Source organism: Bradyrhizobium sp. USDA 3397 (assembly GCF_054060965.1).
In genome coordinates this window covers 3,230,363-3,257,331 of record NZ_JBSSDS010000001.1, presented here as the reverse complement: position 1 = coordinate 3,257,331, position 26,969 = coordinate 3,230,363, and the positions used below count along the sequence as shown (strand labels likewise).

Genomic DNA, 26,969 nt, shown 5'->3' with positions numbered 1-26,969 from the left:
CTCAATTTCTCCAGCTGCCTAGCGCTGCGTGAAGCTCGGGCACGGCATCTGCCGAGTCACGGACCGGTCTTGTCAGCAGAGCGGCTGCCGCCAAGAAAGCTGGGAGTGCGGATGCGCAGTCGCCCTCGGCAAGCGAAGGGTTCTCGTCCAGGTATCCCGTATGAACTTGCCCGCGCAAAAATCCGTCGTCTGCTAGGATGCGCGCCAGGAAGTTCGCGTTTGTTTCACAGCCAAGAAGTACAAGTTCCCGTATGGCGCGACACGCCTTCTGCGCAGCTTCGATGCGGGTGGGCGAATGTACGATAATCTTCGCGAGCAAGGGATCGAACGCTGTCGTAATTCGCTGACCTTCCAAGATGCTACTGTCGATCCGCACGCCATCGCCTTCTGGGTAATCGAGCATAAGTATCCTGCCGGTTGTGGGGGCGTACCCGCGTTCCGGCGCTTCCGCACACAGCCGTGCTTCGATCGCATGCCCATTTTGCACGATGTCGGATTGCGCAAATCCGAGGCGGTAACCAGCGGCGGCATAGATCTGTTCAGCAACAAGATCGATGCCGGTGATCATCTCCGTCACTGCATGCTCGACCTGTAAGCGCGTGTTCATCTCGAGAAAATAGAAGTCTACTCCGTCGAAAATGAATTCGACAGTGCCAGCATTACGATAATCGGCGGCACGCGCGATTCCGACCGCAGCGTTGCACAGCCGCTGTCGCATCTCGGAGGACAGCGCCGGCGACGGCGTCTCCTCGATAATCTTTTGGAATCGTCGCTGGACTGAGCACTCGCGCTCGAAAAGATGCACCACGTGTCCAAACGTATCGCCGAGCACCTGAACTTCAAGATGCCGGGGGCGTTCGACGTATCGTTCGACGTAGAGCCGACCGTCTCCGAAGTACCGTTGAGCCTCACTGCGAGCTTGTGCAATCGCGTCCTCCAGCGAAACGAGTTCGCGTACAATCCGCATGCCCTTGCCACCACCCCCCGCCGAAGGTTTGACGAGCAAAGGCGCGCCAACTGCTCGAGCTCGGCTTAAGAATGTTCCCGGATCGTCCTCTTCAACTGCGCTAGGTACGACCGGAAATCCGTTCCGCTGGACGAAGTTGCGAGCCCGAATCTTATCGCCCATCAGTGCTATGCTTTCGGGAGCTGGACCCACGAACGTGATGGCGGCCTTCATCACCTCGCGGGCGAACTCTACATTCTCCGATAAAAAGCCGTAACCAGGATGAAGAGCGCCGGCACGCGCTTTGTGGGTAGCAGCGATGATCTGGGCGATATCGAGATAAGCCGCAATGGGCGTACGCCCGCTAATGGGGATAGCGATGTCGGCCATGGAGACGGCGAGAGTGCACGCATCGACCTCGTGGTATACGATAGCAGAGCGAAGGCCGAGCTTGTGTAAGGTCTTGATGATACGTACAGCAATCTCGCCCCTATTGGCGATCAAAACTGTATCAAAGGGCAACTGCTTCATTTTCCAGATCGTTCGTCAAAAACCAAGCCCACGATCGCCTCGTTCGCAAGCCGGGGGTGCTGTCGTCAGACGCGACGGAGGCCAGCCCGGGGAGTGGTCACTTGGGAGAGTTGAATTTCATCGGAGCTGACGTGGCCGAGAGACTCGGGGGGCTCCGGCTGATCGAGTTCGAGGCGCTCTATTTGCAAGACGTCCTGTCGCGCAGCTCACTCAATCCGCCGGTGGCCATTGAAGCTTGATTACAGTTCGCTACGTCTGGCCACCTGGTAAAACCACTGACCGCGCGCTCCTGTTCTGTGTCTTGTTGGCTTGGGGATCGGCGTCCTCGGCAAGCAGCACGATGATTGCTGGAAGATGACTCTTCTCGGCATTGCTGAAACAAATGCGCTACATGCGCAAGCTCCTGGTCTTTAAAGTCGGAAATCTGACAGGCGCGCGCAGAAGCTCCTCGGCGATTGCTACTGGCGAAGAGCCGCGTCCGGCCACTGGCTGAAGCATTTGACGAGACTCGCCAGACGCCGGGGCATGAAACCAGAAAACCGGTGCACCGGGGCGCAATGTGAGTGCAAGATTGTGAGACATCGCAATTCTCATTAGACGGAAGCGGTTGAATGGCCAGGCACGGCCGTCACCTGATTAGAACCCTACAATCTGACGCCACGTGCGATTCAAGCTTTATGTCGAGACTCGCACATTTCACGACGATTGTCTGAAAGACCGGCAGACGAGGCTCATCTTGGTTGCCGCGGAGATGTCCAAGCGGTTGGTCAAGCGGACCCGGGATCCGAAAAAGCTTGTTCGAGGCGCTTGACCCCTTGCTACGCGGCTTACCAAATACCAAGCCATCTTTGGAAGTGATCGACAGACGATGACAAATGGGGCTGCATTGTGAAACGCGACCTACGGGATCTTACGTAGGCCACGTGTCGCACTTTCTTGATATATCGAATGCATGTTCGTCTGCATGAAAGAAAAGAAAACATTCTGCGATGCCAAACACTGGCGCCGTCGCGCGGAAGCGACGCGGACGAAAGCCGCGTCCCTTGACAGCGAAAGATCCAGAGACAGGCTCATCAAGATCGCCGAGGAATACGAGAAGCTGGCCCGATTAGCGGAGGGGCGGCAGGGGAATGATAATTAGCCAGAGTGTTGATCGCTAGATCTGGCGCTTCATCGCCGTCGAGAAAAGTGTCAGGCGAGCTGCACGCATAGACTTTCAGGTCTGGCGAGGACGTCCATGTCCGCGCCAGACTACGGCGCGATGGCAGCTCGGCGATCTAAAGTGTTCCGATGAGCAAGGGGGGCTCGTGCGGCCATAGCGTTATTGGTCGGTATAGCGATGAGTTGATCATCGCTTGCTGGGTAATGCGCCGCCGGCATGACGAGCTTCGTGCACGGAAGACGCCCGATCCGTGCTGCCAGCGCTGGCTGGCCACCTGTCGCGCTGGACTGGAGTCTCAGCCAAGCTTACGCCGGATTGCCCAACAGCCCGCGGAGCTGGCATAGCGACGCGTTGGCCTGCGCTTGGACCGGGTAGGGCGATCTGCGGCGCGAGAAGGACCCAGTACGACTCGTAAGTGCGGCAAACGTATCCAAAGTCCGGCCGCTTGCAGCGCCTTTTCCCTCATGATAGAGCCCCGGCAGAAAAGCGAAGACCGCCGAAGACCAGTGCCGCCAAGCATGATCGCCGCAAGCACCGAAACATCTGAAGCGGTCCGCGACTGCGATGCTTCGGAACTCTGCACGCGAACAGGGCGGTCGCCATCAAGGCCGGGTCTTGTGTTGCGCTATTCACGTCTCCTCTTTGCATTGCGAGTGAGACACAGGGCTTGCAATACTGTCCGCCAGCCATGACGAAATCCCAGCCGAGAGCCCCTCTGGATAACGCTCGGGTTTACACAACACAGCGGTCGCTCACGTGAGCGAGCTTGTTGCGTGACGTGATCCGCACAATTGCTGCGGCTGCGGAATGTGACTTCGGCCCGAAAATCAGGACAGGTTTCTCGATTTTCACATACAGGATGCTGTGATTGCCACAACGATGTTGCATGCCTCGCGACGATCGGTTCGGTTTCGGTTGGGCTGTTGGCACTACATTGAAAATGGAAAGAGAATATTGACCGCACGATCGACGGACCGTTATCGCCGTCGTCGGCTTTCAAACACCGGCGGCTTGAATCAGAGACGATCCGTACAACGGAGGGAAAAGGTACCTATGATCCCGATCCCGATCCAATTAGGTTTTCCGTTGCGATGGAGCGAACGTAGCTATACGAAGTGTGCGTCGGTGTTTAGCCATCGGCTCGCCGTCACGCCGAGCGAACGATCATGTTCACTAAGGCGTTGTTTTTGAGGAGCGACTGAAGTGGCGATGGGAACTGTGAAGTGGTTCAATGCGATCAAAGGCTATGGATTCATCAAACCAGACGAAGGCGGTCCTGACGTGTTCGTGCACATCTCTGCGGTGAAGAAAGCAGGACTGACCGAGCTGCCAGAAGGACGCAAGATCAGCTACGAACCAGTGACCGGCCGCCATGGCAAAACATCAGCCGAAAACTTGCGCACTGATTAAGCTCTGCTGTCGTGCGGCCTCGATGGTGACGCGCGGCATGGGTAGGGATTGCGCCTGCGCTACGGTAGCAAGTCGCAGCGAGAATATGAACAGCGATCCGCATAATAGGCAGCGAGCGGGAGCGTGATTGGCGTCGAAGACTTGCAGACAATCCCTCTGAGTCGGGCGCCGGAAAACCCAAGCCTGATTGCGATCGGCGCGAAGATGCAGCGCCCGTGCAAGCATGGCGCCAGCGAGCGAAGCTTGGGACGCGTAACTCCCACTGCAAGCTCGAACAACGCACCTGTTCGCAAACCATCGCTCGCTAAGCGAGGTGGTTCGCGGGCAAGAAAGTTACACTCACTGGCGCGCTGTCGTCACAGTGCGGGAGGCTCGTGCCTTCCCCAATTCGACGGCGCGATTGGGTGGTTGGTACACGCGCGGACCACGCCCTCTTTCGGGATTATCGCTTCCGGGGCGAAAAACTCACCAGCCTGCCAGTAGGGCTCGTAGGAAATGGAGCGCAAATGAGGACGGCGTATCGCCCGGAAATCACCAGCTGGCGTTCGGCCGCTGGGGGCGCTGCGGTGCCGCCGACCATGAGGCGCGCAGCGGCCGCCGAAAATTGCGCTGGGGCAAAAGATCGATTAGTAGAGCCGCGTTAGCGGCGGCTCCTCGCCGGGAAGGCGCGGGTACGCGAGACATGCACGCTTGAGCATCGGGGTCGTTGCAGTCAGCCGCAACACGTTCTGATTATTAGGTTACGGGGGAATACCGGCCAATCATCCGGCGAAAGTGCGCAGTTGGATTTGGCCGATGCACTAATCTCTTTAAGCTCTGCAAACTCTCTGTTGATTTCGGTCTGAAGATACTCCGCGTGCTTGAAGTCTGTTGGCTCGGTTAGAAATGCGATCTTCACGAGAAGGTTCAAGAGCGTCGCAGTTATAAGATCGTCGGAATGTTGTGAACGCTGTACGGTGAGTTGCCGGTGCGCCTCCATGAGACCGAGCTGTACGTGATCCGGCTGCTTTTTCAATGGAAACGGCCTGCAATTAAACGAAGCGCCGCGTCGAATATGTTGGCGCGGCGACTTTGCCTAGGCTGGAGCCGGTCGGCAATTTCCCCCGCTAAGACGGTAATGGTTCGCAGAGACTCTGCAATCGAGTTGCAGAATTAAGCTTGATGCAGCGAGAGCAGGCAATCCTGGAACAGACCTGCTTCGGACTATAGATCCCGGTCCCAAAGGGCATAGGTGCTATCTTGCGTGTTTACACGCGTGTAGCGAAATTCGAGTCCGATGTCGGGCGCATCCAGTCAGGATGAGAATGACATCGTGGGGACATCACCCTCGACTGACGCATGAAGTCGGCACAACCTTTGTGCGCCTTTCTCCACGCGCAGCGCGAATAGAAGGCTTACATCCACACTATACCAATGTGTAACCGAGATAGCCGCGGGGATGAATTGGCATGAAGCGCGACCGGGTTCATTGTGGGCCTTATGGCCATGTATACTCAGGTTTATGCCCAATTCCGGGAGGCGCAGGAACGCACGGCCGAACGCCGTGCAGCTGCACTATACTCCAATTTGATCGCTGACCTCAGTCAGCTAAATTTCGCCGACGCGGATGACCGCCGAGCATTCCCTCCAACCCTACACAGCATATTGGCAAGGCATGGGCTGTTCGGGCTCACCACACCAGGAGAGCACGGCGGATTAGCTCTTCCCCTAGAGGAGGCCATCAACCTCATCTCTGCCACTGCATCCTTCGATGTCTCCGCTGCCTCTACCCTCGTCATCCATAACTTCCTGGCCTTGCCCTGCATCCAAGCGGCACCGCACATCCCGAAACAAAAGCATATCATTTGGGGTGCAACACGCGGCGATCTCTGCGCTTTCGCTTTGACGGAGCCCGGAGCTGGCTCGGCCCCGAGGCACATAGAGGCTTCGGCGCTCATGCGCGAAGACAAAGTTCGTATCTCTGGCCGCAAGATCTGGATCGGCCTCGCTGACTGGGCTCGCTGGATCGTTTGCTTTGCGCGCGCGTCTGGACCCGATGCGAAAGGTCGGCTCGTTGGTGTACTCGTTGACAGGCAGGCTCCAGGCCTCAAGGTAACGCACGAGCATCGCACACTGGGTCTGCGTGGCATCATTCAGAATACCCTGGAGTTCCACGATGTTGAGGTGCCGCGTTCTTACGTGCTCTCTCGCGATCAAGACGGCTGGGGCGCTGCCTCATCTAGCATGAACCGCGGCCGTATCGGTGTGGCTGCTATGGGTCTTGGAGCCCTTGAGCGCGCTATCCAGGTCGCAGCCTCTTATGCAAGCCATCGCCGACTCGGTAAACTGCGCATGATCGAGAACAGCTACATCGAGCAGTTATTTGGACAGATGGTGCTGCGGCGGGAAGTCGTGAAGGCGATGCTGGCCGCATCATGCCAACTCGTTTCAGCGCAGGGCGCGCCAAACGTCCACCTTGCGTCGGCAACGAAGGTGTTGTCATCGGAGTGGTGCGGCCTTGTCGCTGATCAATGCGTCCAGCTGTTAGGTGGCCGTGGTTACGACGAGGGAGCACCTTTAGCCAAAATCTATCGAGACGCTCGCATCCTTCGCATCTTCGAAGGTCCGACTGAGGCGCTCCTATCGCATCTCGGTCGCTGCCTCCTCTCTAAAGCCACGCGCGACGAAATAGCCGATCTCTTTCGATCAGTTGGAGCGGCATCAGTCCATGGTGCTGCAATTGAGGAGCTCTCTGGGCTCAATGAGACAGACGGTGCCGTGCTGATCTATGCGGGTTGGCTCACCACATTGGGGCTGGCAAAAGCTGTCATGTCTGCTGGCTGCTTCTCTGCCTCAGATTGCGCCGCAGCGGCGGCTCACCTCGTCAGTTCCGAACTTGCAACTCTCCGCACTCGCGCGCCGGTCCGGCAATCTGTCGAAGTCCGCAATTGGGCTAGTCGGACTCTCACCACCTTCCTTGAAGACGCGGCTTGTTCGATTCGCTCACCTGTCCTCACGGACGATTACCTTAGATTGGTACAGTATGTCTGACATCTGGCCGATGCCGGACGTCTTTCCACTTGGTGGTCCCGCGCGCGACGATGCAACCGCGGAAAGGCGAAGCATCCCTGATGCACTGCCACGTCTAATTCCGGCAGGCTGCTATGAGGGCCTAACCTAATCGCGGTGAGACACCTCGATGCGTCGTTCGATATCCAGCTCACCATCAACGGCCGGGACGCCGACGTGACCGGCCGTCCGCCACGAAAAGAGCAAGCCGCTTCTTGAGCACATGCACGTGGTTGCGGGGCGCGAAACCCTCTCGCCCTCCTCCGAGGTCCTGAAGCCTACGAAATAACATGCTCAGGCGCTGGGACGACTTCGCCCGCTTCCGCAACGAAGCCCTGTCGTCAGTTCAATGCCACTTTTTTGGCTTCTCCTTCCAGGCCGCCACCATCCGCTCGTACGCCTGCTCGACACGTGCGACATAGCCAGCTTCCCGGTCACGCAGTTCCTTGATCCAGTAGTCCCGACCCGGGCCAGCCTTGCCATAGGCACGAGGCGCTCCAGCCTTGAGTGCCACCTTCCGGAGTTTCATCGCTGTGAACGCCGGTCGTGCGTAAGCATAATCTTTCCCGGTCGTCAGGACGTGCCAGATCATCACTGCGAGCTTACGTGCCGTGGCGACGGCCGCGACTCCAGGCCCATGCTTCTTCTGCATGCGGTTGAAGAAGGCCCGCAGCGGCCCCGGCGCCGTCTTGGCGGACCAAGCCGCTTCAACCAGCATCTTGCGGGCGTCACGATTGCCCTGTTTCGAGATACGACGATGCCGTGCCGGATGCTCTCCCGATTGCCGAACTCGAGGGGTCAAGCCGAAGTAGCTGCTGAGCTTATGCGGTGACTGGAAGCGTGCGATGTCGCCGATGGAGGCCAGTACACTCGATGCGACGACCAAACTCACGCCGGGGATCGTCATCAGCTTGAGAGCCCGTGGATCGTCCAGAGCCTGCTGGGCCACGACTTTGTCGATTTCCCACAGTTGCTTCGTCACGCGTTCGAGTTCCGTGATAAGACGCTGGAGCATCGCACGCTCCTCCGATGGAAGAGGCAGACTGTCCAACCAATGCTGTCCGCGCTTGCCGAAGAGATAGCCTTTGTAGGGCGGGATGAGGTTGGCATGCAGGATAGCCTTCATGCGTCCTTTGATCCGGATGATCTGCGCCAAGACGCCAGCGCGCTCGGCCATCTGGCGGCGGCGGCTGTAGGTGTCCTCGTCAGCAACCCAGACCTCCGGCAAGAAGCCAGCAGCATGCAACTTTGCCAGGGTCCCAGCATCGACCTTGTCCGTTTTGACTCGCGCATAGGCGATCGCCCGAACGAGCCTCGGATTGGCGACCGCGACGCGCTTAACGTGCGGGCGCAGAATACGTTCGACCGCCGCGCTGTTGCCCGTCACCTCGATGACCACCTCATCCTCGAGGCTGAGTGTCTTGGCAAAGGCGACAAGCCGATCGTGGACGAGATCAACGCGGAGCTGTCGGATTATTGTTCCGTCCTCCAAGATCGCCACCTGGGCGAAGGATCGGTGGATGTCCATGCCGACGATTTGCATGCTTGGTTCTCCTTTGTCTCAGGAGCCAGTGGCTTGCACGACATCTACGGATCCGCGCTCGCAGCGCAGCCGGGCAAGTCGTAGGGGCGGCCAAGTAACAAAGCGAGCTCACAGCTCATGGTCATGGCGGCCTGCCACCGTTTCGTGCTCCAGCGCCCCTATCCCGGCTTGGACAGACTAATCCGGACGACCGGTCCTCTCCACCGGGTTTGAGCGCTGAAAACATCATGACCTTTAACAATTGCGCTGAGCGCGCATTGAGAGGCATCGCGTTGGCAGCGCAACTGGACCTTTTGCGGTAGCCGGCGGGGGGCCGACCGTGCCGCCATCATGTTGATGATCAGGACCTGTCGCCTCAACGACGTCGAGCCCAAGGCCTGTCTCGCCGAGGTCCTGGTCCGGATCGCCGACCTTCCCGCGACACGCCTGCACGAACTGCTGCCCTAGGAATAGAAGCTCCTGCGCCAGGCCGATAAAGCCCGCCGGTCAGCAGGCCGCCTGACCTTCACAAAGCTGATCGTAGAGCTCGTTGTGCCCGCGCACATGCGTCAATCAGGCGGCCTTCGTCGTCTTACGATTACCCACATCTTTGAGTCAGAGCTTCGCTCCCGTTGCGATATCGATGAATCGCGATAATCCGCGCCACATGATGAGATTCCCTGGTGGCGGATCGTTGGCGCGGGCGAGATAGCCGCCGAGCCTGGCGATCTTGATGAGATAATGCGACAATGTCTTTCGTTTGCTGACTGGATTCTTGTCTTTGACGAGCCGATCAAGCAATTGGATTTCAGCTTTGGTCAGCGCAAATTCCGGTGAGGCATTTGGTGCTGAACGATTGAGCATCGTCATCCAAAAAATGCGCCAGCTCACAATGCAGAACACCGAGATCAGATTCGTCAATCGCTGAGCAGTCCGCAGTTGCGAGTCCTCTGCCCTACAGCCGGATTTAAGTATCTTGTGGAAGACCTCGATCTTCCATCGCAGGGAATACCATTCAAGTTTCTCGATGGCGTCCCCGCGCGATTGCACCGGAAGATCGGTCAGGAGTTTCCATTCAATCTCCTTTCTGTTCTTTGGCGCTCCTCTTTCACAGCGTGGATCACTGTCAAAGTCAAAGCTGGATACCGCGACTGCTTGCCTATCGGTGGCAGAATACGGAGTTTACGATACCGGATTTCAAGAACAGCCTGGTCTGGATTGCCCTTGCTATCCTGGACTTCGATCCGGTGGAGACCTTTGACCGCGACCTCGTCCATTATCGTTGCAACGGTATGATCGCCATCGCCTGCCAGGCGATTGACACAGGTCCTAACCACGAAATGCGTTCCAACCTCTTGGGCGGCGCAAAACAACTCATAAATATCGGCCTCACGATCACCGATATGGATGCACTTCGATGGCTTCTCAAAAAGCTCCGTGGATTGCTTGAGGTTCTCCAGCCAACGAATGCTCTCCTTGGTTTCAATGGGGATCCGTGTCAGGTTGACCTCGCGCCTGAGCGCAGCGACCCCTCTGAATTTCTTTCTGGTCCAGAACTTCACGGCGCTGAGCCCCAGTGGAAGCCCCTCAAGGGTCACCGCAAGGCTCGAATGCATCAATATTCCGCATGTCGTGTACGTTTGGGGTTTTCCGTCCAATCTTCGAGAGTTGCTTTTGGGGATGCGCTTAATCATCCCGATCAGATCCGGGCGCTCCCTTTGATAGGTGAATTCGGTCGTATCATGCAGAACAAGAACAGGCCCTTTCGCAGCCGCGATACGTTCCCGCGTCGATTTAAAATGACCAGACAGGATGTCAGCCTCGCTTACTCGTTCATTGGAGAAGAAACGATAGGCCGCCTTGGTATTCGCCCAGTCTTGGCAAACCATCGGAATGCTCTGTCCGATGTCTCCACCAATCTGCTTCAGCAGCATGCGAAATCTCTCGCCAAGTCGAGCGTCCTGGAATTCGCACAGCGCAGCTTCACGATCAAACCAAGTCACCGCGTCAGACGCCAAACGATGCGACTTCTCATCCCGGGCGCGTGAAGTCAGTCCCATAGAGCACCTCTTCTCGAATCAGGTGCCCATCAAAGAATCACAAGTGATTCTGGCGACTCAAGTTTTTCGGCTCAGTACACCTCAAAGAATGTGGGTAATCGTAAGCTTCGTCGTATGCGTACATAGAAGGGGGCATCTGCCTGGACTCGCCTGCACGACGTTTCGGCATGGCCGGCGCCCTATGGTATACGGGCCTCGGGCGTGTCGAACGCACCGTAGCTGTGCCGCAGCTTGAAATTGCCTCCACTCGCGCCGGCCTCGTCGTTGTTGGCACCTATAGACATTCCCAACCTGCGAAGAAGGCCATTCGTTACGTGACGCATCGGCTCATCTCATTTGGCAAGTGTTGCTCGTTGCACGATGGGTGTTGACATAGGTCAATATCGTCTGCCGCAAAGTATGCTAGAATGTAGGCTAAACGAAAGCGAGGGCGTAGGCCTTGTACAAACTCCTCGAGCAAATAGTTGCCGATTACATGACACGTCAGCCGAGGACGGTCAGGCGCGACACGACGATGCGCGAGCTCGGCGAGCTCTTCAAGAAGGAAGACTTCAACGCTTATCCAGCCGCGGATGACGGGCGGGTGCTCGGCATAGTCTCAAAGTTCGACTACCTATCCTGCTTTATCTTCTCGGCCGCGCGCATGGTTCCGAGATACCCCGATCTGATGCAGCGTACGGTAGCCGATGTAATGACCTCAGAATTCATCTATGTTGCCCCGGACACCAAGCTCACGCGCGTACTTGAGCTGATGGTCAGCCATGATCTCAGGAGCGTGCCGGTGCTCGAGGCGGATCAGCGGCTCGCCGGCATTATTTCCCGGGAAGATGTCTTGCACGCCGTCCAGGATTGCGCGCAAGCAGCGCAGTCCTGGTCAAAGGCATCTGAACTCGGGGCTAGCTCACCTTCACCCGGTCTCGATTAGCAATTCAAGTTAAGGCAAACACTTAGCTCTACTCTATAAGCTCAAGGCCAGAAAGATGGCGTCCAAGTCGCAGTGTCTTAGCACCAGCTTCGCTAGTGATTTGGGTGTACAAGCACAGCTTCGGCCGTCCAAAGTTATACCCGACGCCCGACTTGGGTCTGCACGGGAGGTCGCAGCGGCGTGAGACGCCTTAGCGGAGGTGACCGAGTTCTAGATCGCAATCATCTGAGACGAGCGCGAGCGGAAGCCCCGCCTTGGTGGCTGGCAGCACTGCGCATCAGCGAACACTCCGTCGCCGCTGGCGCCAACGTCAGGCTACTGACGCTCTCCTCTTGGCGCGAGGGAGTGCTGCTCCGTCTGCCATAGGACTAAAGGGCGCGCAAACGAGCATAATCTCTTCACATTCTACCTTCCTATTTGGCCGGTTCGATTCCAGCGCCATGTCGGGAACTGCTTGCCATGCGCTAGCACGTGATCGTCAAGCCGCGTCGCAGAAATCATCTCATGCTTGGCGCGCATCGGTTTGAGAATTACCGCGTGCTCCTCCTGGACCGTTGCACTACCGGAGCTGGATGCGGAGATAAGACGCGCAAGCGCTATGCGACGGAAATAGCGCTTGTCGGCGTGCACTGTTCGCTATTGCCTTCCGCAGTTCCTTCGCGCCCGAACGAAGCGATCTACTGCATGAGCCGCAATGGTTTTATCGTTGATCAGGCCTTAGCGCTTCGAAAGTTGGCCCATTCTCGAGCGAAAGCGACGCGTCATCTGTCGCAAAGCGCCGATGTCCACGGCGCAACATCTCAACCAACCCTATGGAATGCTGTAGATCGCGCCACGCGGCAGGGCGTTCATGAAAGCCTTCGTCGAGCTGGAGCCGCGGCTTTCCGAGACGCGGAATGGAACCACGGTCGCCGTACAGAGCTACTAATTCGCGCGCTCAAGTCTGAAACTTTGCTCGCGTCTGCAGGTTACACGAATTGTAGACATGGATCGCTATGACATACTCGTTGGTTGAAAATTCCGCTAGCTGTGCTAACAGCGTCGCCTAACGAGGAGTAAGGAGCTAACAAGTTGAAACGTCCTACCAAAAAGAAGCCAACGCGACGCGAGTGGACGCCCGCAGATCTGCGGGTTCTCAAGAAGCATTCAAAGGATCGAACACCGGTTTCGAGAATATCGAAGGAGATGAAGCGAACTGCCGGCTCACTTCGTCAAAAGGCACTCGTATTGGGCATCGGCCTGGGTCATCAGCGCTAACAAAGCTGAGGAGTTGCGCAGCGAGTAGGCTGCGTGGCCTTCCCTCTTGTGCATAATAACTTCGGCGGCGTCAGCTTAGTAGATCGCCTCGTTAGCGGCGAGCGGTCGCAAGACGTGCGCGGTGTCCTACCGCTTGGAAGCTGGCGCCTCGTAACTTCACGACCCGGTTGACGTTGTTGGTGTAGCCAGGGCGCGTTGAGCTTGTTCGTCAGGTCCTGGACGCGGAACGTGATGCGGGTCCGGTCCAGAACGGGTAAATACGCCTTGGGGAATGTCAATAAACGCGAACACATCGAACGTTGTGTATATCGCGGAGATCTTTTCGGCAAGGCAACAAATGAGACCGTCGCTCAACTCACGCGCATCGGGCTGACATTCCTTGGTACCGCCGCGCTTTGTCTTCTGGCCTTAATCAGTCCGGACAGTGCCCTTCTAGGCGGCAGCGAAAAGATAAAAGTGCCTTGGCCGGTCAAGTGTCGTTCTTCGCGTTGATGTTACTTGGGGTCTTTGTTCTTTAGCTCGAGATAACCTCTTGAAGGAGCTTCTCACCGCGAAGACCATCAGCCGTCCGGAAAGGGATCTATTGGCTGCTGGCGATCTTTTTCGTTCGCGCGGCGATGCCTCATGTCAACAATCGCCAATTGAGATCTGCTTCTGCATAGTCACTAATACTCCGGCTGGAAAGGTTCATGAGCTCACAGGCGTTAGGATGCGGATTGTTGTCGCGACACATTCAGCACGATTTATCAGCCTGAATAGCGTGCTCTTAGTTCTTGCTTACCGGCTGTGAGTCGTTAGACGGGCAGCCGAAGCCAAACGTCGTTGCTGGACAACGTACCCGCCGGAGTTGCTATCTCCATATCGACGACGCGCAATGACCCCGGCTGGTCATCATACAGGTAGCGAAGGTGCCAGATCGGACCGAGTTCCGGTGTAATGGCGAGGTCATCTAACGCAGTCGCGATGTATCGAACGGCATCGCGATGCGCTATCGGCGCGGAGAACATCGTGTCCATCAGCGTGGCAAGGCTCATACCCTCCACGAGCTTGGTTCGCGCGACTCCGTCTCCATGGACGTGCCTAAGGGCCGATACGACGGCCGCGATTGCGTCAGGATACTTGAGAGGCACGGTAGATTCGGTGTGTCCGCGGTCGGTGATTGCTTGTGTTTCGCAGGGCGACCGACGTGCACTAAAGCACCTCGGCACGAACCTGAGCCACGCCGCGATCCAAATCCGCAAGCTGCCCGCGGCGGCTAGCGAGATATCCGAGGAGGCGGCCATGGACCCATGGTCCGCGGTCGGTGATACGAACCATCACCGACTTATTCCTGTCAAGATCAATGACGCGGATTTTCGTCCCGAACGGCAGATGGCGGTGCACCTCGGTCAGCAGCTTCCGATCAAACGATGGACCGCTCGCTGTCTTGCGTTTGGTATAACAATACTATGAGGCCTTTCTGGAAAAGACTCTATTGAAATACGGAGTGCCTGTACGATCATTCAAGGGCCTTATCCGTTCGGAGCTTGGGCTTGCGGCTCATCCTTTTTTGTCTCATCGAGTCCTTCAGGAGCGGGCTCGCGTGAGCCTTTGGGATGATGGACCATCTGTCATTGAACGTTTGCCCGACAGCAGAGGTCGCGTGAAGCCCGGTGCAAGCGGTGAGGCCTTTGCGCTGTTAGATCATTCTGCGGCGTTCAGACCCTGCTCCGTGGACTCATAGCGCTGCCCGTGCTTTACGAGCCAACCACCTTCAACCATATTCTGCGCCAATCGTAACGAACATGCCGGTTGGCTGCCGCCTGGGTGATATACGCCATCTCGGCGCTCGGTCAGAAAAAAAGCCGTTAGACGCGCGCGAGCCGCAGCGGCTTAAGCATGCGGGGGAATGAGGATGATGGAGTTCGCCATTATTCCCCGAGCGCGCGCCCTCAGAACGTTCCGGAGCTCAGCCTGGGCGACGAGAACGGAGGCGACCTTAAATGCCACGCCGCTCGTGCCCGCGTCGCGGGTGGACAGGACTATGAGGTGCAGTACGAAGCGAAGAAGACGCGCCGATTGGCCTTGAAGAAACCGGCTGGGCAGCAGCCGTAAGAAGGGCTGACCGGCGGGGCATCCTTTATTCTTAGGAACGAGCGTCTTCGCAGCCAGTTCAAGCTTCAGTCTTGCGTGCCCATACTTTCGCAAGGACATGTTGCCAACGAGGCCGCAGTTCCCCCGGCTGGGGTCTTCATCTTGCGTCCGATTCACAAAGTTGAATGCGCAAGGGATGTTTTTTGCACGGGGACGGCGTTTGCCGACCAGACAGCGGCAGACCACTCGGTCCAGCTCGTTGTCGATCCGAAAACCTTAAAGCCTGGGCCGGTGTGGTCCACGCCCAAGGCAAGTCTTTTCCTTCCAGCAGCCGCACATAAGTACATAGGTCCGCTTTCATGGAGATCACGTGTTCTTCGGCAGATGTCGAACTGATCGACCTCACTCTCTCGCGGCGTGCCTTAAGCCCGAGCGCGCAGAAAGAACGACCCCAGGCCTGGATCAAGGACCCAGGGCTGGGGCCGCTCGGGCTATGGACTGCATAGCCTTGCGCCTAAGCACATGTTGATCAATGTCATTCGGGAGCAGGGGTTGCGGAGCAGATGTGAAAATTGATGAACTTCCAAAGAAACCTTCGGCCGGTGAGCTAGCTTAGGTTAATTGTTGAGAAGCTAACGGCTTGTGCTCCGCTTTTCCTCGCTCCCGCATCCCCGGACACCATCAATTCCGCACCTGCGGACACTACGCGGTCGACTGAGCCGAGTGGAAAGCTCGCTCCGACAACCTGTTCGCATTTACAAGTGCGCCGATTGCCAGAAGCTCACCTGGGGCGATTCACCCCATCCCGATTAGGAACTAGCAGGGAACACTTGGACTGAAGGTCCATTAATTGCGTAAACGAACCAATCGGGGAGTGGCCATGGGTATCGAGCGGATGCACACGCCCAGATATTGGCAAATGCGCGCTGAGGAGTTTCGCACCAAGGCGGACAACGCCAAGCATAGTCAGGTCCGAGAAACATTGCGCAAGGCTGCCCAGAGTTACGATGAACTAGCCAAGCGCGCCGAGCAAATTCGAACCGTGCAGGACGCCGCCGAGTAACGCCTTAGTTGGCGCCATGCCCTTGATCTAACTCAAATGACCGCCGCATGAAACCACGGGGTTGGACAGTCGAACGCTGCAGCCATGCTTCCTTCCTAGGGCACGGACAAGGTAACGAGACCACGACCGACGGACAGAATGTTCTGCGGGTTAGGGGAGGCCGGCCCCACCCATCTTACGATCCTCGAAATTACTCCGGCTCCGGCGTGCGCTTCAAATAACAGATAACGCCATTGCAGGGAATGAAATCAGCTATGGCGCAGAGCGACCTTCTGCACTTGCCGTTTCACTAAGCAAGACACACGAATAGTAGCAGCCGGGACAAGTGCAAGAGCCCCGTTCCAGAATTGATCCGCACGATTCCGTTGCGTGCAGCAACTGGGCGCTTCGGATGATGTTGCCCGGGTGACGAAGCCTGCGGAACGAGAAAACAATAGCCTATCGTTTCGGCCCGGAACTACTCCGCCACGCCGCCGCGATCGCAGATATCCACTTCAGCAATGACTAGAAGCGATCGCCCGCCACATCCATCAGGCGGATACGCCGTCCCGGGCCGATGATGCCGCGCGATGGAAAGTCTCACGGGCGTCTTTGCGAAGTTAGGAACGAGCTCTGGGCTTCCACATTCCTTTTAGACGCAATCGGGAGCCTCATCATGGCGACGCAAATCGTGATGGATCACAGCGGCGACAGCAGGCACTTCTAACCGGGATCACCTCTTTCGATCCGACCGTCGAAGAGACGTTGTTCTTCCTTCGGCTGGTCGGCGGGGTGATCACCAAGTGAAGAGAAAGATTGGTCACGTCGGCCGGTGGCCCATTCGAAGCGTGGCGGCTGGTAGGCTATCAGGCAGCTAAGGACGAGAGAACGATTCAGGCTCGTGCGCTACGAGTTCTGGGCGCTGGGCCGGCCTTCTCCCAAAGGACAAGGCCGCGTATGTCCCCCGCGGCCCCGTCCCAAAGGACACCTTGGGCCTGATGATCACCGAGTTCTGTAATGACGTCGGGTTGCGGGTTTTCTCCAATGGGCTACGATGCAACCTACTTTAGAATTTTGTATTTGGACCTACCCATGGCAACAAGCATTGAATCGATCGTTTCGGCTTATGTTCGTCTGAAGAACCGGCAAGCCTTGGAAAATATGCGAGACCTTCGGCGCCACTTGCTCGAGCAGCTACGGTCCACATCAGGCATTAATCCAACTGACTCTCGGGATGCTTTACTTGATGATCTCCGAGTGATCGAGGAGGGATTGGAGCAGCTCCAGGTGAGGCACTAACGGGCGGCCCGCCAGTTCACGGTGGCGAGCCTGTGTTTCGGTTCCGCGGGATGTTCTTACGCACCATTGGGCACCTGGCCTACTCTGCTGATCCAATTTACTTTTTAGTGTAGGCACGTCCACCAACTCTCTCGTGGAGGCGACCACGCCGCCTTCGGGAGTTTTCATTTTTTCCGCCCGCATGAACTGTGCGACAAGAAAGCCGTCGAAGAAGCTCGCAACGACATTGCGGAATCAGTGAAGGGTCTCAAAACCCATAACCCGCCGGATACGTTCTTGGGGCACAGGGCTCAAGAGCCATTACCCTTAGGCGATGCAATAAACCCTCCGGCCGCCCCCGTGCCCGTAGTTCTTCGGAGAATGCCATACGAGCGCATCAACGGCCGAGGCTCTTCCCGTAGGCCCTGGCGGCCACCCATCGCGCTGCCGCCTACCGAAACGAGGAAAGCACATGGATCGGTCAATGCAGCTCGTCATTCAGGCGAAGCCGAGCGGCATGTCGCCCGAGGTAACCCGGCACATTGCAGAGCAAGAGCAGAGGGTCGCGAATTTTGTCCGCAATGGCTATGATACGACCCAGGCCCAAAAGCTGCTCGATAACTTCTACGAATCTCATATGCAGCACATCGCAGACCGTGACCGAATCCTCGGAGAGCTGGGGCAGTAAGGCCGCTTCAGCAGGCAGCTCCGGCGCTGATCTGTTCCGACCTTTAGCGGCCTAGTTCGAATTTGAGGGACCTGTTTTGCGGAGGCATAAACGGGCATGCGCGATTCTCACCGATCTTGTCAGTGCGGCGCGGTCTACATCTGAACCGAGGCAATGGCCTCGTCGGCAGATCGCCAGGAAGGGGACCACGGCAGAGGGAATGCCAGTCAGACGCTTTTTGGCCGGCAAGAGGTTTGAGTCAGATCGAGGGGGCGGGCCAAGAGTGGAATTTCAGTCATCGTTTGTCGAAATTTGTTCGTCCTGCCGCGGGATGATTGTGGTGACCAAAGCCACAAGTGAATGGGAGCACTCCCTCGTAAAGAAGCCCTGGCGCCCAAGTCCCCTTCACAGGGACCGATCCATTCTCTCTTCTACGCTTTCCTGATCGTTTGAGCGAGGACGTGCCCAATCATGCGATGCAGGAGAGTGGATACTTTATGCGAATGTAAGTCTCTGCAAATGATGATTGGTCTGCTCGTATGAGCTCCACCACAGCTGAAAAGCATCGATGCCAGATCGAGCGCAACCTGAAATTACACCTGATACACCCCTTCGCCTTGCTGATGCCGTGAAGATAGCGTTTCCTCTAGGAGGAATGACTGTCGCGGGATTGCGCCGTGAGCGTGATCGTAGCCGGTTGATCATCGAGAAGATTGCCGGCAAGGAATTTACAACGCTGGCGTATATCGAACGGATGCGAGAGCTATGCCGCGAAGAAGCAAGGGCGCCAGACTCCAGCTCAAGGCCACCCGCCGCGATAAAAACGGAAAGGTCACTCACCAAGCAACATGGATCATCAGAGACAACGGACGGGATGTCAGCACAGGCTGCGCTCCAGATGAGATTGCGGTCGCAGAAGAAAGACTAAGGGACTACATAACCTCCAAGCACACCCCGAAGCGACGAGTTCGGCACATAGACGATATCGCAATTGCAGATGTCCTCTCGATTTATTTGGATGCGCAACTAGACAAGCTTCGCAGTCGCTTCAATGTCCACTTCGAAAACGAAAATACCATCCCCGACGTCCGTAAGCTCAAGAAGCGAATCGAACGATTGAATGATTGGTGGGGCGCAAAAATGCTTGGCGAGGTCAATGGTGAAGCATGTCGCTCCTACACCAAAAAACGTCGCCAAAGGGGCGGTGCTCGCCGAGACCTTGAAGATCTCCGTGCCGCCATCGGTCACCATGCAGACGAAGGGTATCATCGGGAAATCGTGAAGGTCTCTCTGCCTGAGAAGGGGGAGCCGAGAGACAAGTGGTTGACGCGCAGCGATGCGGCCAAACTGATCTGGACCTGCTGGCGCTATCGCGAAATGCAGAAGGGCTCGCGTCAGCCGTTTATTGATATAAAGGTCCCAACGAGCAAACGCCCACTCCGACATCTTGCTCGCTTCATCTTATTGGGAATTTACAGCGGCACCCGTGCGGGCGCTATCGCAGCTGCATCTCCTATCCCAGCGCTTGGTCGCTCATACGTGGATCTGGAGCGAGGTCGCTATTACCGTCTGAAGCAGGGCGCCGCGAAAACCAACAAGCGACAGCCGACTGTGCCGATCCCGGTGCGCTTGCTTGCTCACCTGCGGCGCTGGCATCGGATTGATCCAGAGGCAAAGCACTTTGTCGAGTACAACTCAAAGCCTGTGAGCTCGGTAAAAACGGCATTCAGGACTGCCGTTAGGCTTGCCGGAATTGGTCCAGGAATCTCACCTCACACTTTGCGGCACACCGCAGCGACTTGGCTCATGCAGAGAGGTGCGGATCCTTGGCAGGCCGCAGGTTATCTCGGAATGTCGCTCGAGGTGCTACTCAACACGTACGGCCATCACCATCCCGACTATTTGTCCGATGCGGTTGAGAAAATAGCCAAGCGGGGACCAGCCGGCGAACGAAAGGAGCACGTTTCTGGTGCGGTGACTGGTGCGGTGATCCCGATGAAGCGAAACGAATCTTCGTAAGTCTTTGATTTCATTGGTGGGCCCGGCAGGACTCGAACCTGCAACCAGACCGTTATGAGCGGCCGGCTCTAACCATTGAGCTACAGGCCCCGCCGCGAGGCGGCCGCAGGTAGCGCGGCCGGCAACGGTGCGCGGTTCGTTTACAGGGCCTGAGGCGGGGGTGCAATGCTGGCGCTGGTGGATGGGAACGCCGGCACGGCATCATTGATAAATTTCGAATAACCGAAATTAGCGATGATGCCGGTATAAACCTGTTTTGCCCGACGAAGCAAACCGCGTTTTCGCAGGTTTTTTCGACGTGGGCGGTAACCCATTGAAATCACTGGCCTCGTCTACTGTGCATGGGGTTGTTTTTGCAATTTGTTTGAGGGGGCCTGTTGGCCCCCTCGAACATGGTGCGGCTGCGCTCTGCGGCACGGCCGCTGCCTAGTCCACCGAGACCCCGGCGAACTCGACCACCTTGCGCCACTTCTCGGTCTCGTCCGTGACCAGCTTGCCGAACTCGGCGGGCGCCATCGGCTTGGGCAGGCCGCCGACGTCCTTGAGCTTTGCCACCAGCTTCGGGTCCTTCAGCGCTTCGCCGACGGCCTTGTTGAGGATCTCGATCACTTCCGGCGGCGTGCCCTTCGGCGCGGAGATGCCGTAGAAGCCGACCGATTCGAAGCCCGGCACGGTCTCGGCGATCGCGGGCACGTCGGGCACGCTCGGCCAGCGCTGCGGCGAGGTCACGCCGAGCGCGCGGACATTGCCGCCCTTCACCTGCTCCATCGCCGAGGGCAAATTGTCGAAGATCAGCTGCACCTTGTTGGAGATGATGTCAGGGAACGCGACGGCCGAGCCGCGATAGGGCACGTGCACCATGTCGCACTTCGTCATCACCTTGAACAGCTCCGCCGACATGTGCACCGAGGTGCCGTTGCCGGAGGAGGCATAGGTGATCTTGCCGGGATTGGCCTTGCAATAGTCGATGAACTCCTGAACCGACTTCGGCGGAAACGCGTTGGAGACGACCAGCATGTTGGTGAGCTGCATGATGCTCGCGACCGGGGTGGTGTCGCGCAAAAAGTCGAACGGCAGCTTCTTGTAGAGCGAGGTCGAGATCGCGTTGTTGGGCGCGACGAACAGCAGCGTGTAGCCGTCCGGCGGGGCGTTGATCGCCGCGGCCGCGGCGATGTTGCCGCCGGAGCCGGTGCGGTTCTCGACGATGAATTGCTGGCCGAGCCGCTCCGACAGCCACTGCGCCATGATCCGCGCCACGATGTCGACTGGGCCGCCGGGGGAAAAGCCGATCAGCCAGTGTACGGGACGATCGGGATAGGCTGCGGCGGCGGGAGGGGTGGCGCTGAAAAGACCCAACAGGACTGCGAGTCCGAAAACACCGTGACGCAAAATTCGCAACATGACACCTCCCATTGTTCTATTGTCGTTGCGCGGCATGCTTTCATAAAAACCGGCGGCTGCCTACATCGCCGCAAGTCGGTGTTGACGCAGGCCCGTCAGGGACAACCATGAGATTCGCGATGATCCTTCTCGGTGCGGCGCTGTTCGCCAGCCCCGCCGCCGCCCAGACCGGAGGCACGGCCATTCCGACCGCGACGATCAGCCTGGGAACCGCGACACCCGGCGGCGGCTTCCCGCTCTATGGCAACGCCTTCGCGGAGCTGATGAACGCGGCCGATCCGCAAATCACGATCGTCCCGCGCAACACCAAGGGCAGCAGCGAGAACATCCCGCTTCTAGAGAAGGGTGAGCTCGATCTCGCGCTGGTCGCGGGCGAGCCGGCCTATGAAGCCTTCGCCGGCATCGGCCGTGCGAAGGTAGCGCTGAAGATCCTCACCGCGATCTATTCCAACCCCGGCATGTTCGTGGTGCGCGCCGACAGCCCATACACGACCATCCGCGATCTCGTCGGTCAGCCCGTTGCGTTCGGTGCCAGGGGCTCCGGCCTGCCGATCCTGGCGCGCTATGTGCTCGATGGTCTCGGCCTGAAGCAGGACGAGGACTTCAAGGCTGTTTATCTCGACCGCGCCGGCGACGGCCCCGCGATGGTCGAGGACGGCCGCGTCGCAGCGCTCTGGGGCGCCGGCATCGGCTGGCCCGGCTTTGCCGCGGTCGCCGCGAGCGCGTCGGGCGCGCGCTTCATCGCGCCCAGCGCGGACGAGATCGCGCGCATCCGCGCCAAGCATGCGTTTCTCAAGCCGCTGACCGTGCCGGCCGGCTCCTACCCGAAGCAGACCGAGCCGATCCCCTCGCTCGGTTCCTGGAGCTTCATCCTCACGCGCGAGGATCTGCCTGACGACGTCGCCTACCGCCTCGCCAAGACGCTGCACGGTATCGAAGCGACGTTCTGCAGGAAGCTCGCGCAGGCCTGCGAGACCAAAGCCGCGAACACGGTCGCGGCCGCGCCGAGGCCGGAGCTGATTCATCCGGGCGTGCTGAAGTATTTCCGCGAGATCGGGGTGGTGAAGTAGCGAGTGGCGAATTGCGAATAGCGAATGGAAGCTTCCATTCGCCACTCCCTATTCGCCACTCGCCAATCTCACTTCTTCACCAGCGGGCAGGCCGGGTCCGGCGGGCCGAACGCCTTGTCGCCGGAAATCGTCGTGAGGATCTTGTAATAGTCCCATGGATATTTGCTCTCCTCGGGCGTCTTCACCTGCACCAGCCAGAGGTCGTGCACCATCAGATTGTCTTCGCGAAGCTTGCCCTTGCGGGCGAAGAAATCCTCGATCGGCTTCTCGCGCATCTTGGCTGCCACTTTCAGCGGATCGTCGCTGCCGGTCTCCTGGATGGCGTTGAGATAGTGCATCACGCTGGAATAGACGCCGGCCTGCCACATCGACGGCATCCGGTTCATCTTGGCGAAATAGCGCTTCGACCATTCGCGCGTCTTGTCGTCCATGTCCCAGTAGAACGAGGTGGTCAGCAGCAGGCCTTGCGCCGCCTGCAGGCCGATGCCGTGGATGTCGGTGATCAGCGCGAGCAGCGCCGCCATCTGCTGGCCGCCCTTGAACACGCCGAACTCGGCGCCGGTCTTGATCTCGTTCATGTTGTTGGGGGGACCGGCGGCAATGCCGATGATCTTGGCCTTGGAGGCCTGCGCCTGCAGCACGAAGGACGAGAGATCGGGCGTCGCCAGCGGCGGCCGCACCGAGCCCAGCACCTTGCCGCCATTGGCGGTGACGACGGCGGAAGCGTCGCGCTCCAGCGAATGGCCGAAGGCGTAATCGTCGGTGATGAAGAACCAGCTGTCGCCGCCGCGCTTGACCACCGCATCCGCAGTGCCGACCGCGAGCGCGCGGGTGTCGAACACCCACTGGATCGCGTAAGGCGAGCAGAACTTGCCGTGGAAGTCCGCGGTGCCGGTGGAGTGGGTGATGAACAGCCGCTTCTTCTCGTTGGCGATGGTCTGCACCGCGAGCCCGACCGCCGAAACGGGCACGTCCACGATCAGATCGACCTGCTCGACGTCGAACCAGCGCCGCGCCAGCGAAGCGCCGATGTCCGCCTTGAGCTGGTGGTCGCCGATCACGACGCTGATCGGCTTGCCGAGCACCTTGCCGCCGAAATCGTCGATCGCCATCTGCGCCGCGGTCACCGAGCCCTGGCCGGTCGGCGCCGAGGCCGGGCCGTTCATGTCGGTGAGCACGCCGATCTTGACGACGTCGTCGGAAACCTGCGCCGACGCCGCGCCGGACAGCAGGGTCGCCAGCAAGGCGGCCGCGACCGGCACTCCAAATCTGATTGGGTTCACGTTTCTCCTCCCTGATCCGGCTCATTGGCCGGTGTTGCTTGTCCGGGTATGGCCCGGTCGAATTGGTTTCTTTTGCAACTATTAGGGGGCTGGCGTCAATGTCAGGCTGCGAAGCGGATCTGTCCTGCGGGGGAGGGATCGTAGCCGGTCAGCTCCTCCGCGCGCTGGCGCAGCCGCCGCTCGTTCAGGAAGCGGAGCAAGGCCTGCATGGCGGGGCGGAAATAGCTGCGCTGCCGCATCGCGAGGTCGAGATTCTCCCAGACCAGCGGCACGAAATCGAGACCGGCCGAGCGCGCCGCGGAGCGCGTCGCGATGCCGCAATCGGCCTGGCCGGCGCGAACCAGCTCGGCCAGATCCGGGCCGGTCAGCGCCGGCGGCTCGATCCGGCGCAAGTCCCGCATCGAGGCGCCGGCGCGCCTGAGCAGCACGTCGAGCAGCATCTGCGCGCCCGTGCCCTGTTGCCGCATCGCCATCCGGGCCCCGGCTGCGAGCACGTCGGTCAGGCTGTGCAGGTGCTTGGGATTGCCGTGCGGCAGCAGGAGACCCTCTTCGCGGCGCACGAACGCGATCAGCACCGCATCATGCAGGTCTGGCGTGGTCCGCAGCGCTTCGATGCTGGCATCGCTGGCGACATTGTCGCCGGCGTCGAGCGCGTGGAAGTGCACCGCCGCAGCCATCACCTCATTGCGCTGCAAGCGCTCGAGCCCGCGCGCGCTGCCCTCGTTCATCGATCCGAGCCCCGAGCCGGACTCGCGCAGGCTCCAATCGAGCAGTTCGTCGTGGCTGCCGCCGACGACCGGCGGCGGCTCGGCGATCAACATGCCGGCCGGGCGCGCAAGGCCCGACAGGACCCAAAGGTCGAGCTCGTGCCGTGGGAACAGCCATTTTCCCGTCACCTTGCTGCAGGGGATCGCACCGGTGGTGACGAGTTCGTAAAGCTTGCGTTCGCCGAGCCGAAGGTAGTCGGCGGCTTCGCTGGTGGTCAGGAATTCCATCCTGCATTCCTATGCAAATTCTTGCTTCTTTTTGACGTCCGACGCAGGTGGAATTCTGCATTTCAGATATTTGTCGCGGGGAACCATGCCCGATCATCTCGCTGCTTTGCAACACGTCACGACGCGCGATCTCTGCTTTGGTGAACGATCCTAGAGAGATCGCGCGGGCGGTGCGCCGCGATGAAGTTGCCGAAATTTCCCGGCCGGCAGCGCAAAACGCGTCACGAGTGCGGCGCAATCGATCATCATCATGACGGCGTCAAACCTGAGGGAACCCGATCATGGGCCGCCTGTCCGTTGCACTTGCGCTTCTCTGCGGCCTTGCCGCAGGCGTTGCGGCGTCGGCCGCGGAGGAACGCAGCATCGTCCTCGCTTCGACGACGGCGACTCAGGAATCCGGGCTGCTCGACTATCTGCTATCGATCTTCCGCGACAAGACCGGCATCGACGTCACCGTGATCGCGCGGCGCGCCGACGAAGTGCTCGATGGTGCGCGGCGGGGCGAGGTCGACGTCGTGCTGATGCACGCGCGGCCTCAGGAGGAGAAGTTCGTCGCCGACGGCTTTGGCGTGAAGCGCTACGACGTGATGTACAGCGACTATGTGCTGATCGGGCCGAAGAGCGATCCCGCGGGCGTGAAGGGCAAGGACATCGCGACGGCGCTGAAGGCGATCGAAGCCAAGGGCGCGCCGTTCGTGACGCGTGGCGATCGGTCGGGCACTCATGCCGCGGAGCTCGCGCTTTGGATCGTCGCCGGCATCGACATTGCCGGCGCCAAGGGCGCCTGGTATCGCGAGGCCGGCCCCGGCATGGCCGCATCGCTCGGGGCCGCGCGCGCCGCCAATGCCTATGTGCTTGCGGATCGCGGCAGCTGGATCGCGTTCAGCGATCGCGGCGATCTCGACATCGTCGTCGAAGGCGACCGGCGGCTGCTCAACCAATATGGCGTGATGCTGGTGAATCCTGCGAAGTTCCCGAACGTGAAGAAGGACCTCGCGCAGACCTTCGTCGACTGGCTGACGTCGCCGGAGGGGCAGACGGCGATCGCCGGCTACAAGGTGGACGGACAGCAATTGTTCTTCCCCAATTCGGATAGGTCGGGCGGCTGAGGGTTGAGGCCGGCACCGCCGGCGGTTGCCAAACCGGACGATGCATGGTCCTCATGGCGCATGACCCAGCGCCTGCCACCTTCGCTCACGCCGCTCGACACCGCGCTCGCCGCGCTGCTGCGGGGCGTTGATCCCGTCGCGCCGGTGGAGGTGCCGCTGGCGGACGCAATCGGCTGCATCGCGGCGGGTGCGCCGCTGCTTGCCGCCTATCCTTCGCGGGACGTTGCGGCCGTCGACGGTTGGGCGCTATCTGCCAACGATCTCGTCGGGGCGTCCGCTTACTCGCCTGTGCCGCTGGCAATGGCCCCCTTATGGGTCGAGGCGGGTGAGGCGATGCCGGCGGGATGCGACTGCGTGCTCGATGTCGACGCCGTGGAGACGTCGGGGCCGCTTGCCCAGGTGCTTGCGGAGGGCGCGCCGGGGCAGGGTGTCAGGCGTGCAGGCCGCGACATCGCCGCGCGCAGGGCCGTGGGGGACGCCGGCCATCCCATCCGTGCGGCGGACCTGTTGCTGGCGCGTGTGGCGGGCGTGGAGAAACTCGCCGTAAGGCGGCCGCGGCTGCGCATCGTCAATGTGCCGGGTGGAACGGTTACAGCGCAGACGATTGCCGGGATCGCGCACACAGCGGGATTGGATGTGGAAACGCATCAAGCGCATGCACGCGATAAAGCGTCGATCGCCGATGCGCTAGATGCGTCCTCCTGCGATGTCCTGCTGACCATCGGCGGTAGCGGCGTCGGCCGCCAGGACGCCGCCATCGCCGCCCTCGCCGGGCGCGGCGAGGTGATGGCGCACGGCCTTGCGCTGCAGCCGGGGCGCACCGCTGCGGTCGGACGGCTGGGGCGGGTTCCCGTCGTCGCCTTGCCCGGCTCGCCCGATCATGCGCTTGCAGCTTGGCTTGCACTCGTGCTGCCGCTCGTCGACGGTTTGTCGGCGCGCCGGCCGCGTCGAAAAGTGTCGCTGCCGCTTGCGCGAAAAATCGCCTCCAGCGTCGGCATCACCGAGATCGCTTTGCTGGCTGAGGAACATCGCGCCTGGATGCCGCTTGCCGTGGGCGAATGGTCGCTTCAGGCCATCGCCCGTGCGGACGCATGGCTGCTCATTTCCGCCGCCGACGAGGGATTTGCGGCAGGTACGCCGATCGATGCGTATCTGATGCGGGCGTGATAAG

The 26,969-nt window shown here is 59.4% G+C and carries 20 protein-coding genes, 1 tRNA gene and 3 pseudogenes; 14 read left to right on the top strand and 10 right to left on the bottom strand.

Features of this window, described 5'->3' with window-relative positions:
* Position 1 precedes the first annotated feature (1 nt).
* Complete coding sequence (locus ACVWYQ_RS15330) at positions 2 to 1,477, bottom strand: acetyl-CoA carboxylase biotin carboxylase subunit (protein ID WP_456725809.1); 1,476 nt, start codon at positions 1,475 to 1,477, stop codon at positions 2 to 4.
* A gap of 101 nt (positions 1,478 to 1,578) precedes the next feature.
* Here ACVWYQ_RS15330 and ACVWYQ_RS15325 point away from each other — a divergent pair, with 101 nt between their 5' ends.
* The 5 genes and pseudogenes from ACVWYQ_RS15325 to ACVWYQ_RS15305 all read left to right on the top strand — a co-directional run.
* Positions 1,579 to 1,716 (top strand): hypothetical protein, encoded by a 138-nt coding sequence (locus tag ACVWYQ_RS15325; RefSeq protein WP_456725808.1) that lies wholly within the window; start codon positions 1,579 to 1,581, stop codon positions 1,714 to 1,716.
* A 725-nt stretch (positions 1,717 to 2,441) separates the two neighbouring features.
* Positions 2,442 to 2,618: a hypothetical protein gene (locus ACVWYQ_RS15320; protein ID WP_456725807.1), complete on the top strand. Its 177-nt coding sequence runs from the start codon at positions 2,442 to 2,444 to the stop codon at positions 2,616 to 2,618.
* Between the two features lie 1,224 nt (positions 2,619 to 3,842).
* Positions 3,843 to 4,049, top strand: coding sequence for a cold-shock protein (locus ACVWYQ_RS15315; RefSeq protein WP_456725806.1), 207 nt, complete (start codon positions 3,843 to 3,845; stop codon positions 4,047 to 4,049).
* A gap of 1,479 nt (positions 4,050 to 5,528) precedes the next feature.
* Entirely contained in the window at positions 5,529 to 7,079 is a 1,551-nt protein-coding gene (locus tag ACVWYQ_RS15310; protein WP_456725805.1) for an acyl-CoA dehydrogenase family protein, read from the top strand.
* A 126-nt stretch (positions 7,080 to 7,205) separates the two neighbouring features.
* Positions 7,206 to 7,420 (top strand): annotated as a pseudogene (locus ACVWYQ_RS15305) (IS66 family transposase); the annotation flags it as partial.
* Positions 7,421 to 7,443: 23 nt separating this feature from the next.
* Here the strand turns inward: ACVWYQ_RS15305 and ACVWYQ_RS15300 are convergent.
* Complete coding sequence (locus tag ACVWYQ_RS15300) at positions 7,444 to 8,625, bottom strand: IS110 family RNA-guided transposase (RefSeq protein ID WP_456727147.1); 1,182 nt, start codon at positions 8,623 to 8,625, stop codon at positions 7,444 to 7,446.
* 251 nt (positions 8,626 to 8,876) lie between these two features.
* On the opposite strand from ACVWYQ_RS15300, the pseudogene ACVWYQ_RS15295 reads away from it, so the two are divergent.
* Positions 8,877 to 9,087 (top strand): annotated as a pseudogene (locus tag ACVWYQ_RS15295) (transposase domain-containing protein); the annotation flags it as partial.
* A 147-nt stretch (positions 9,088 to 9,234) separates the two neighbouring features.
* On the opposite strand, the gene ACVWYQ_RS15290 reads toward ACVWYQ_RS15295, so the two are convergent.
* Positions 9,235 to 9,669 carry an IS4 family transposase gene (locus ACVWYQ_RS15290; RefSeq protein ID WP_456725804.1) on the bottom strand — a complete coding sequence of 145 codons (435 nt, stop codon included), beginning with the start codon at positions 9,667 to 9,669 and terminating at the stop codon, positions 9,235 to 9,237.
* Positions 9,670 to 9,680: 11 nt separating this feature from the next.
* Positions 9,681 to 10,679 carry an IS4/Tn5 family transposase DNA-binding protein gene (locus ACVWYQ_RS15285; RefSeq protein WP_456725803.1) on the bottom strand — a complete coding sequence of 333 codons (999 nt, stop codon included), beginning with the start codon at positions 10,677 to 10,679 and terminating at the stop codon, positions 9,681 to 9,683.
* 439 nt (positions 10,680 to 11,118) lie between these two features.
* On the opposite strand from ACVWYQ_RS15285, the gene ACVWYQ_RS15280 reads away from it, so the two are divergent.
* Together ACVWYQ_RS15280 and ACVWYQ_RS15275 are read left to right on the top strand one after the other, a co-directional pair.
* The gene (locus tag ACVWYQ_RS15280) at positions 11,119 to 11,604 is read left to right on the top strand and encodes a CBS domain-containing protein (protein ID WP_456725802.1); all 486 of its coding nucleotides are present in this window, start codon (positions 11,119 to 11,121) and stop codon (positions 11,602 to 11,604) included.
* Between the two features lie 1,071 nt (positions 11,605 to 12,675).
* A complete protein-coding gene (locus ACVWYQ_RS15275; protein WP_157285449.1) occupies positions 12,676 to 12,861 on the top strand; it encodes a hypothetical protein in 186 nt (61 codons plus the stop codon).
* A 794-nt stretch (positions 12,862 to 13,655) separates the two neighbouring features.
* Here ACVWYQ_RS15275 and ACVWYQ_RS15270 read toward each other — a convergent pair.
* Both ACVWYQ_RS15270 and ACVWYQ_RS15265 read right to left on the bottom strand, forming a co-directional pair.
* Complete coding sequence (locus ACVWYQ_RS15270; RefSeq protein ID WP_456725801.1) at positions 13,656 to 13,895, bottom strand: hypothetical protein; 240 nt, start codon at positions 13,893 to 13,895, stop codon at positions 13,656 to 13,658.
* 157 nt (positions 13,896 to 14,052) lie between these two features.
* Positions 14,053 to 14,289 (bottom strand): annotated as a pseudogene (locus ACVWYQ_RS15265) (septal ring lytic transglycosylase RlpA family protein); the annotation flags it as partial.
* Positions 14,290 to 15,814: 1,525 nt separating this feature from the next.
* Between ACVWYQ_RS15265 and ACVWYQ_RS15260 the strand changes: the two are divergent.
* The 3 genes from ACVWYQ_RS15260 (at position 15,815) to ACVWYQ_RS15250 (ending at position 19,940) form a co-directional block, all read left to right on the top strand.
* The gene (locus ACVWYQ_RS15260) at positions 15,815 to 15,997 is read left to right on the top strand and encodes a hypothetical protein (protein WP_456725800.1); all 183 of its coding nucleotides are present in this window, start codon (positions 15,815 to 15,817) and stop codon (positions 15,995 to 15,997) included.
* A 1,741-nt stretch (positions 15,998 to 17,738) separates the two neighbouring features.
* Positions 17,739 to 17,942, top strand: a complete 204-nt coding sequence (locus ACVWYQ_RS15255; RefSeq protein ID WP_456725799.1) for a hypothetical protein — start codon at positions 17,739 to 17,741, stop codon at positions 17,940 to 17,942.
* A gap of 744 nt (positions 17,943 to 18,686) precedes the next feature.
* Positions 18,687 to 19,940, top strand: coding sequence for a tyrosine-type recombinase/integrase (locus tag ACVWYQ_RS15250; protein ID WP_456725798.1), 1,254 nt, complete (start codon positions 18,687 to 18,689; stop codon positions 19,938 to 19,940).
* 14 nt (positions 19,941 to 19,954) lie between these two features.
* Here the strand turns inward: ACVWYQ_RS15250 and ACVWYQ_RS15245 are convergent.
* A tRNA-Ile gene (locus ACVWYQ_RS15245) sits at positions 19,955 to 20,030 on the bottom strand.
* Between the two features lie 336 nt (positions 20,031 to 20,366).
* Positions 20,367 to 21,341, bottom strand: coding sequence for a Bug family tripartite tricarboxylate transporter substrate binding protein (locus ACVWYQ_RS15240; protein WP_456725797.1), 975 nt, complete (start codon positions 21,339 to 21,341; stop codon positions 20,367 to 20,369).
* 107 nt (positions 21,342 to 21,448) lie between these two features.
* Between ACVWYQ_RS15240 and ACVWYQ_RS15235 the strand changes: the two genes are divergently transcribed.
* On the top strand, positions 21,449 to 22,411 hold the full coding sequence (locus tag ACVWYQ_RS15235) for a TAXI family TRAP transporter solute-binding subunit (protein ID WP_271538658.1): 963 nt from the start codon (positions 21,449 to 21,451) through the stop codon (positions 22,409 to 22,411).
* A 68-nt stretch (positions 22,412 to 22,479) separates the two neighbouring features.
* Here the strand turns inward: ACVWYQ_RS15235 and ACVWYQ_RS15230 are convergent, their stop codons facing one another.
* Entirely contained in the window at positions 22,480 to 23,694 is a 1,215-nt protein-coding gene (locus ACVWYQ_RS15230; RefSeq protein ID WP_456725796.1) for an ABC transporter substrate-binding protein, read from the bottom strand.
* 101 nt (positions 23,695 to 23,795) lie between these two features.
* A complete protein-coding gene (locus ACVWYQ_RS15225; RefSeq protein ID WP_271538656.1) occupies positions 23,796 to 24,689 on the bottom strand; it encodes a helix-turn-helix transcriptional regulator in 894 nt (297 codons plus the stop codon).
* A 281-nt stretch (positions 24,690 to 24,970) separates the two neighbouring features.
* Between ACVWYQ_RS15225 and ACVWYQ_RS15220 the strand changes: the two genes are divergently transcribed.
* Positions 24,971 to 25,798, top strand: coding sequence for a substrate-binding domain-containing protein (locus ACVWYQ_RS15220; RefSeq protein WP_404653535.1), 828 nt, complete (start codon positions 24,971 to 24,973; stop codon positions 25,796 to 25,798).
* A 60-nt stretch (positions 25,799 to 25,858) separates the two neighbouring features.
* Positions 25,859 to 26,965 (top strand): molybdopterin-binding protein, encoded by a 1,107-nt coding sequence (locus ACVWYQ_RS15215; protein ID WP_456725795.1) that lies wholly within the window; start codon positions 25,859 to 25,861, stop codon positions 26,963 to 26,965.
* Positions 26,966 to 26,969 lie beyond the last annotated feature (4 nt).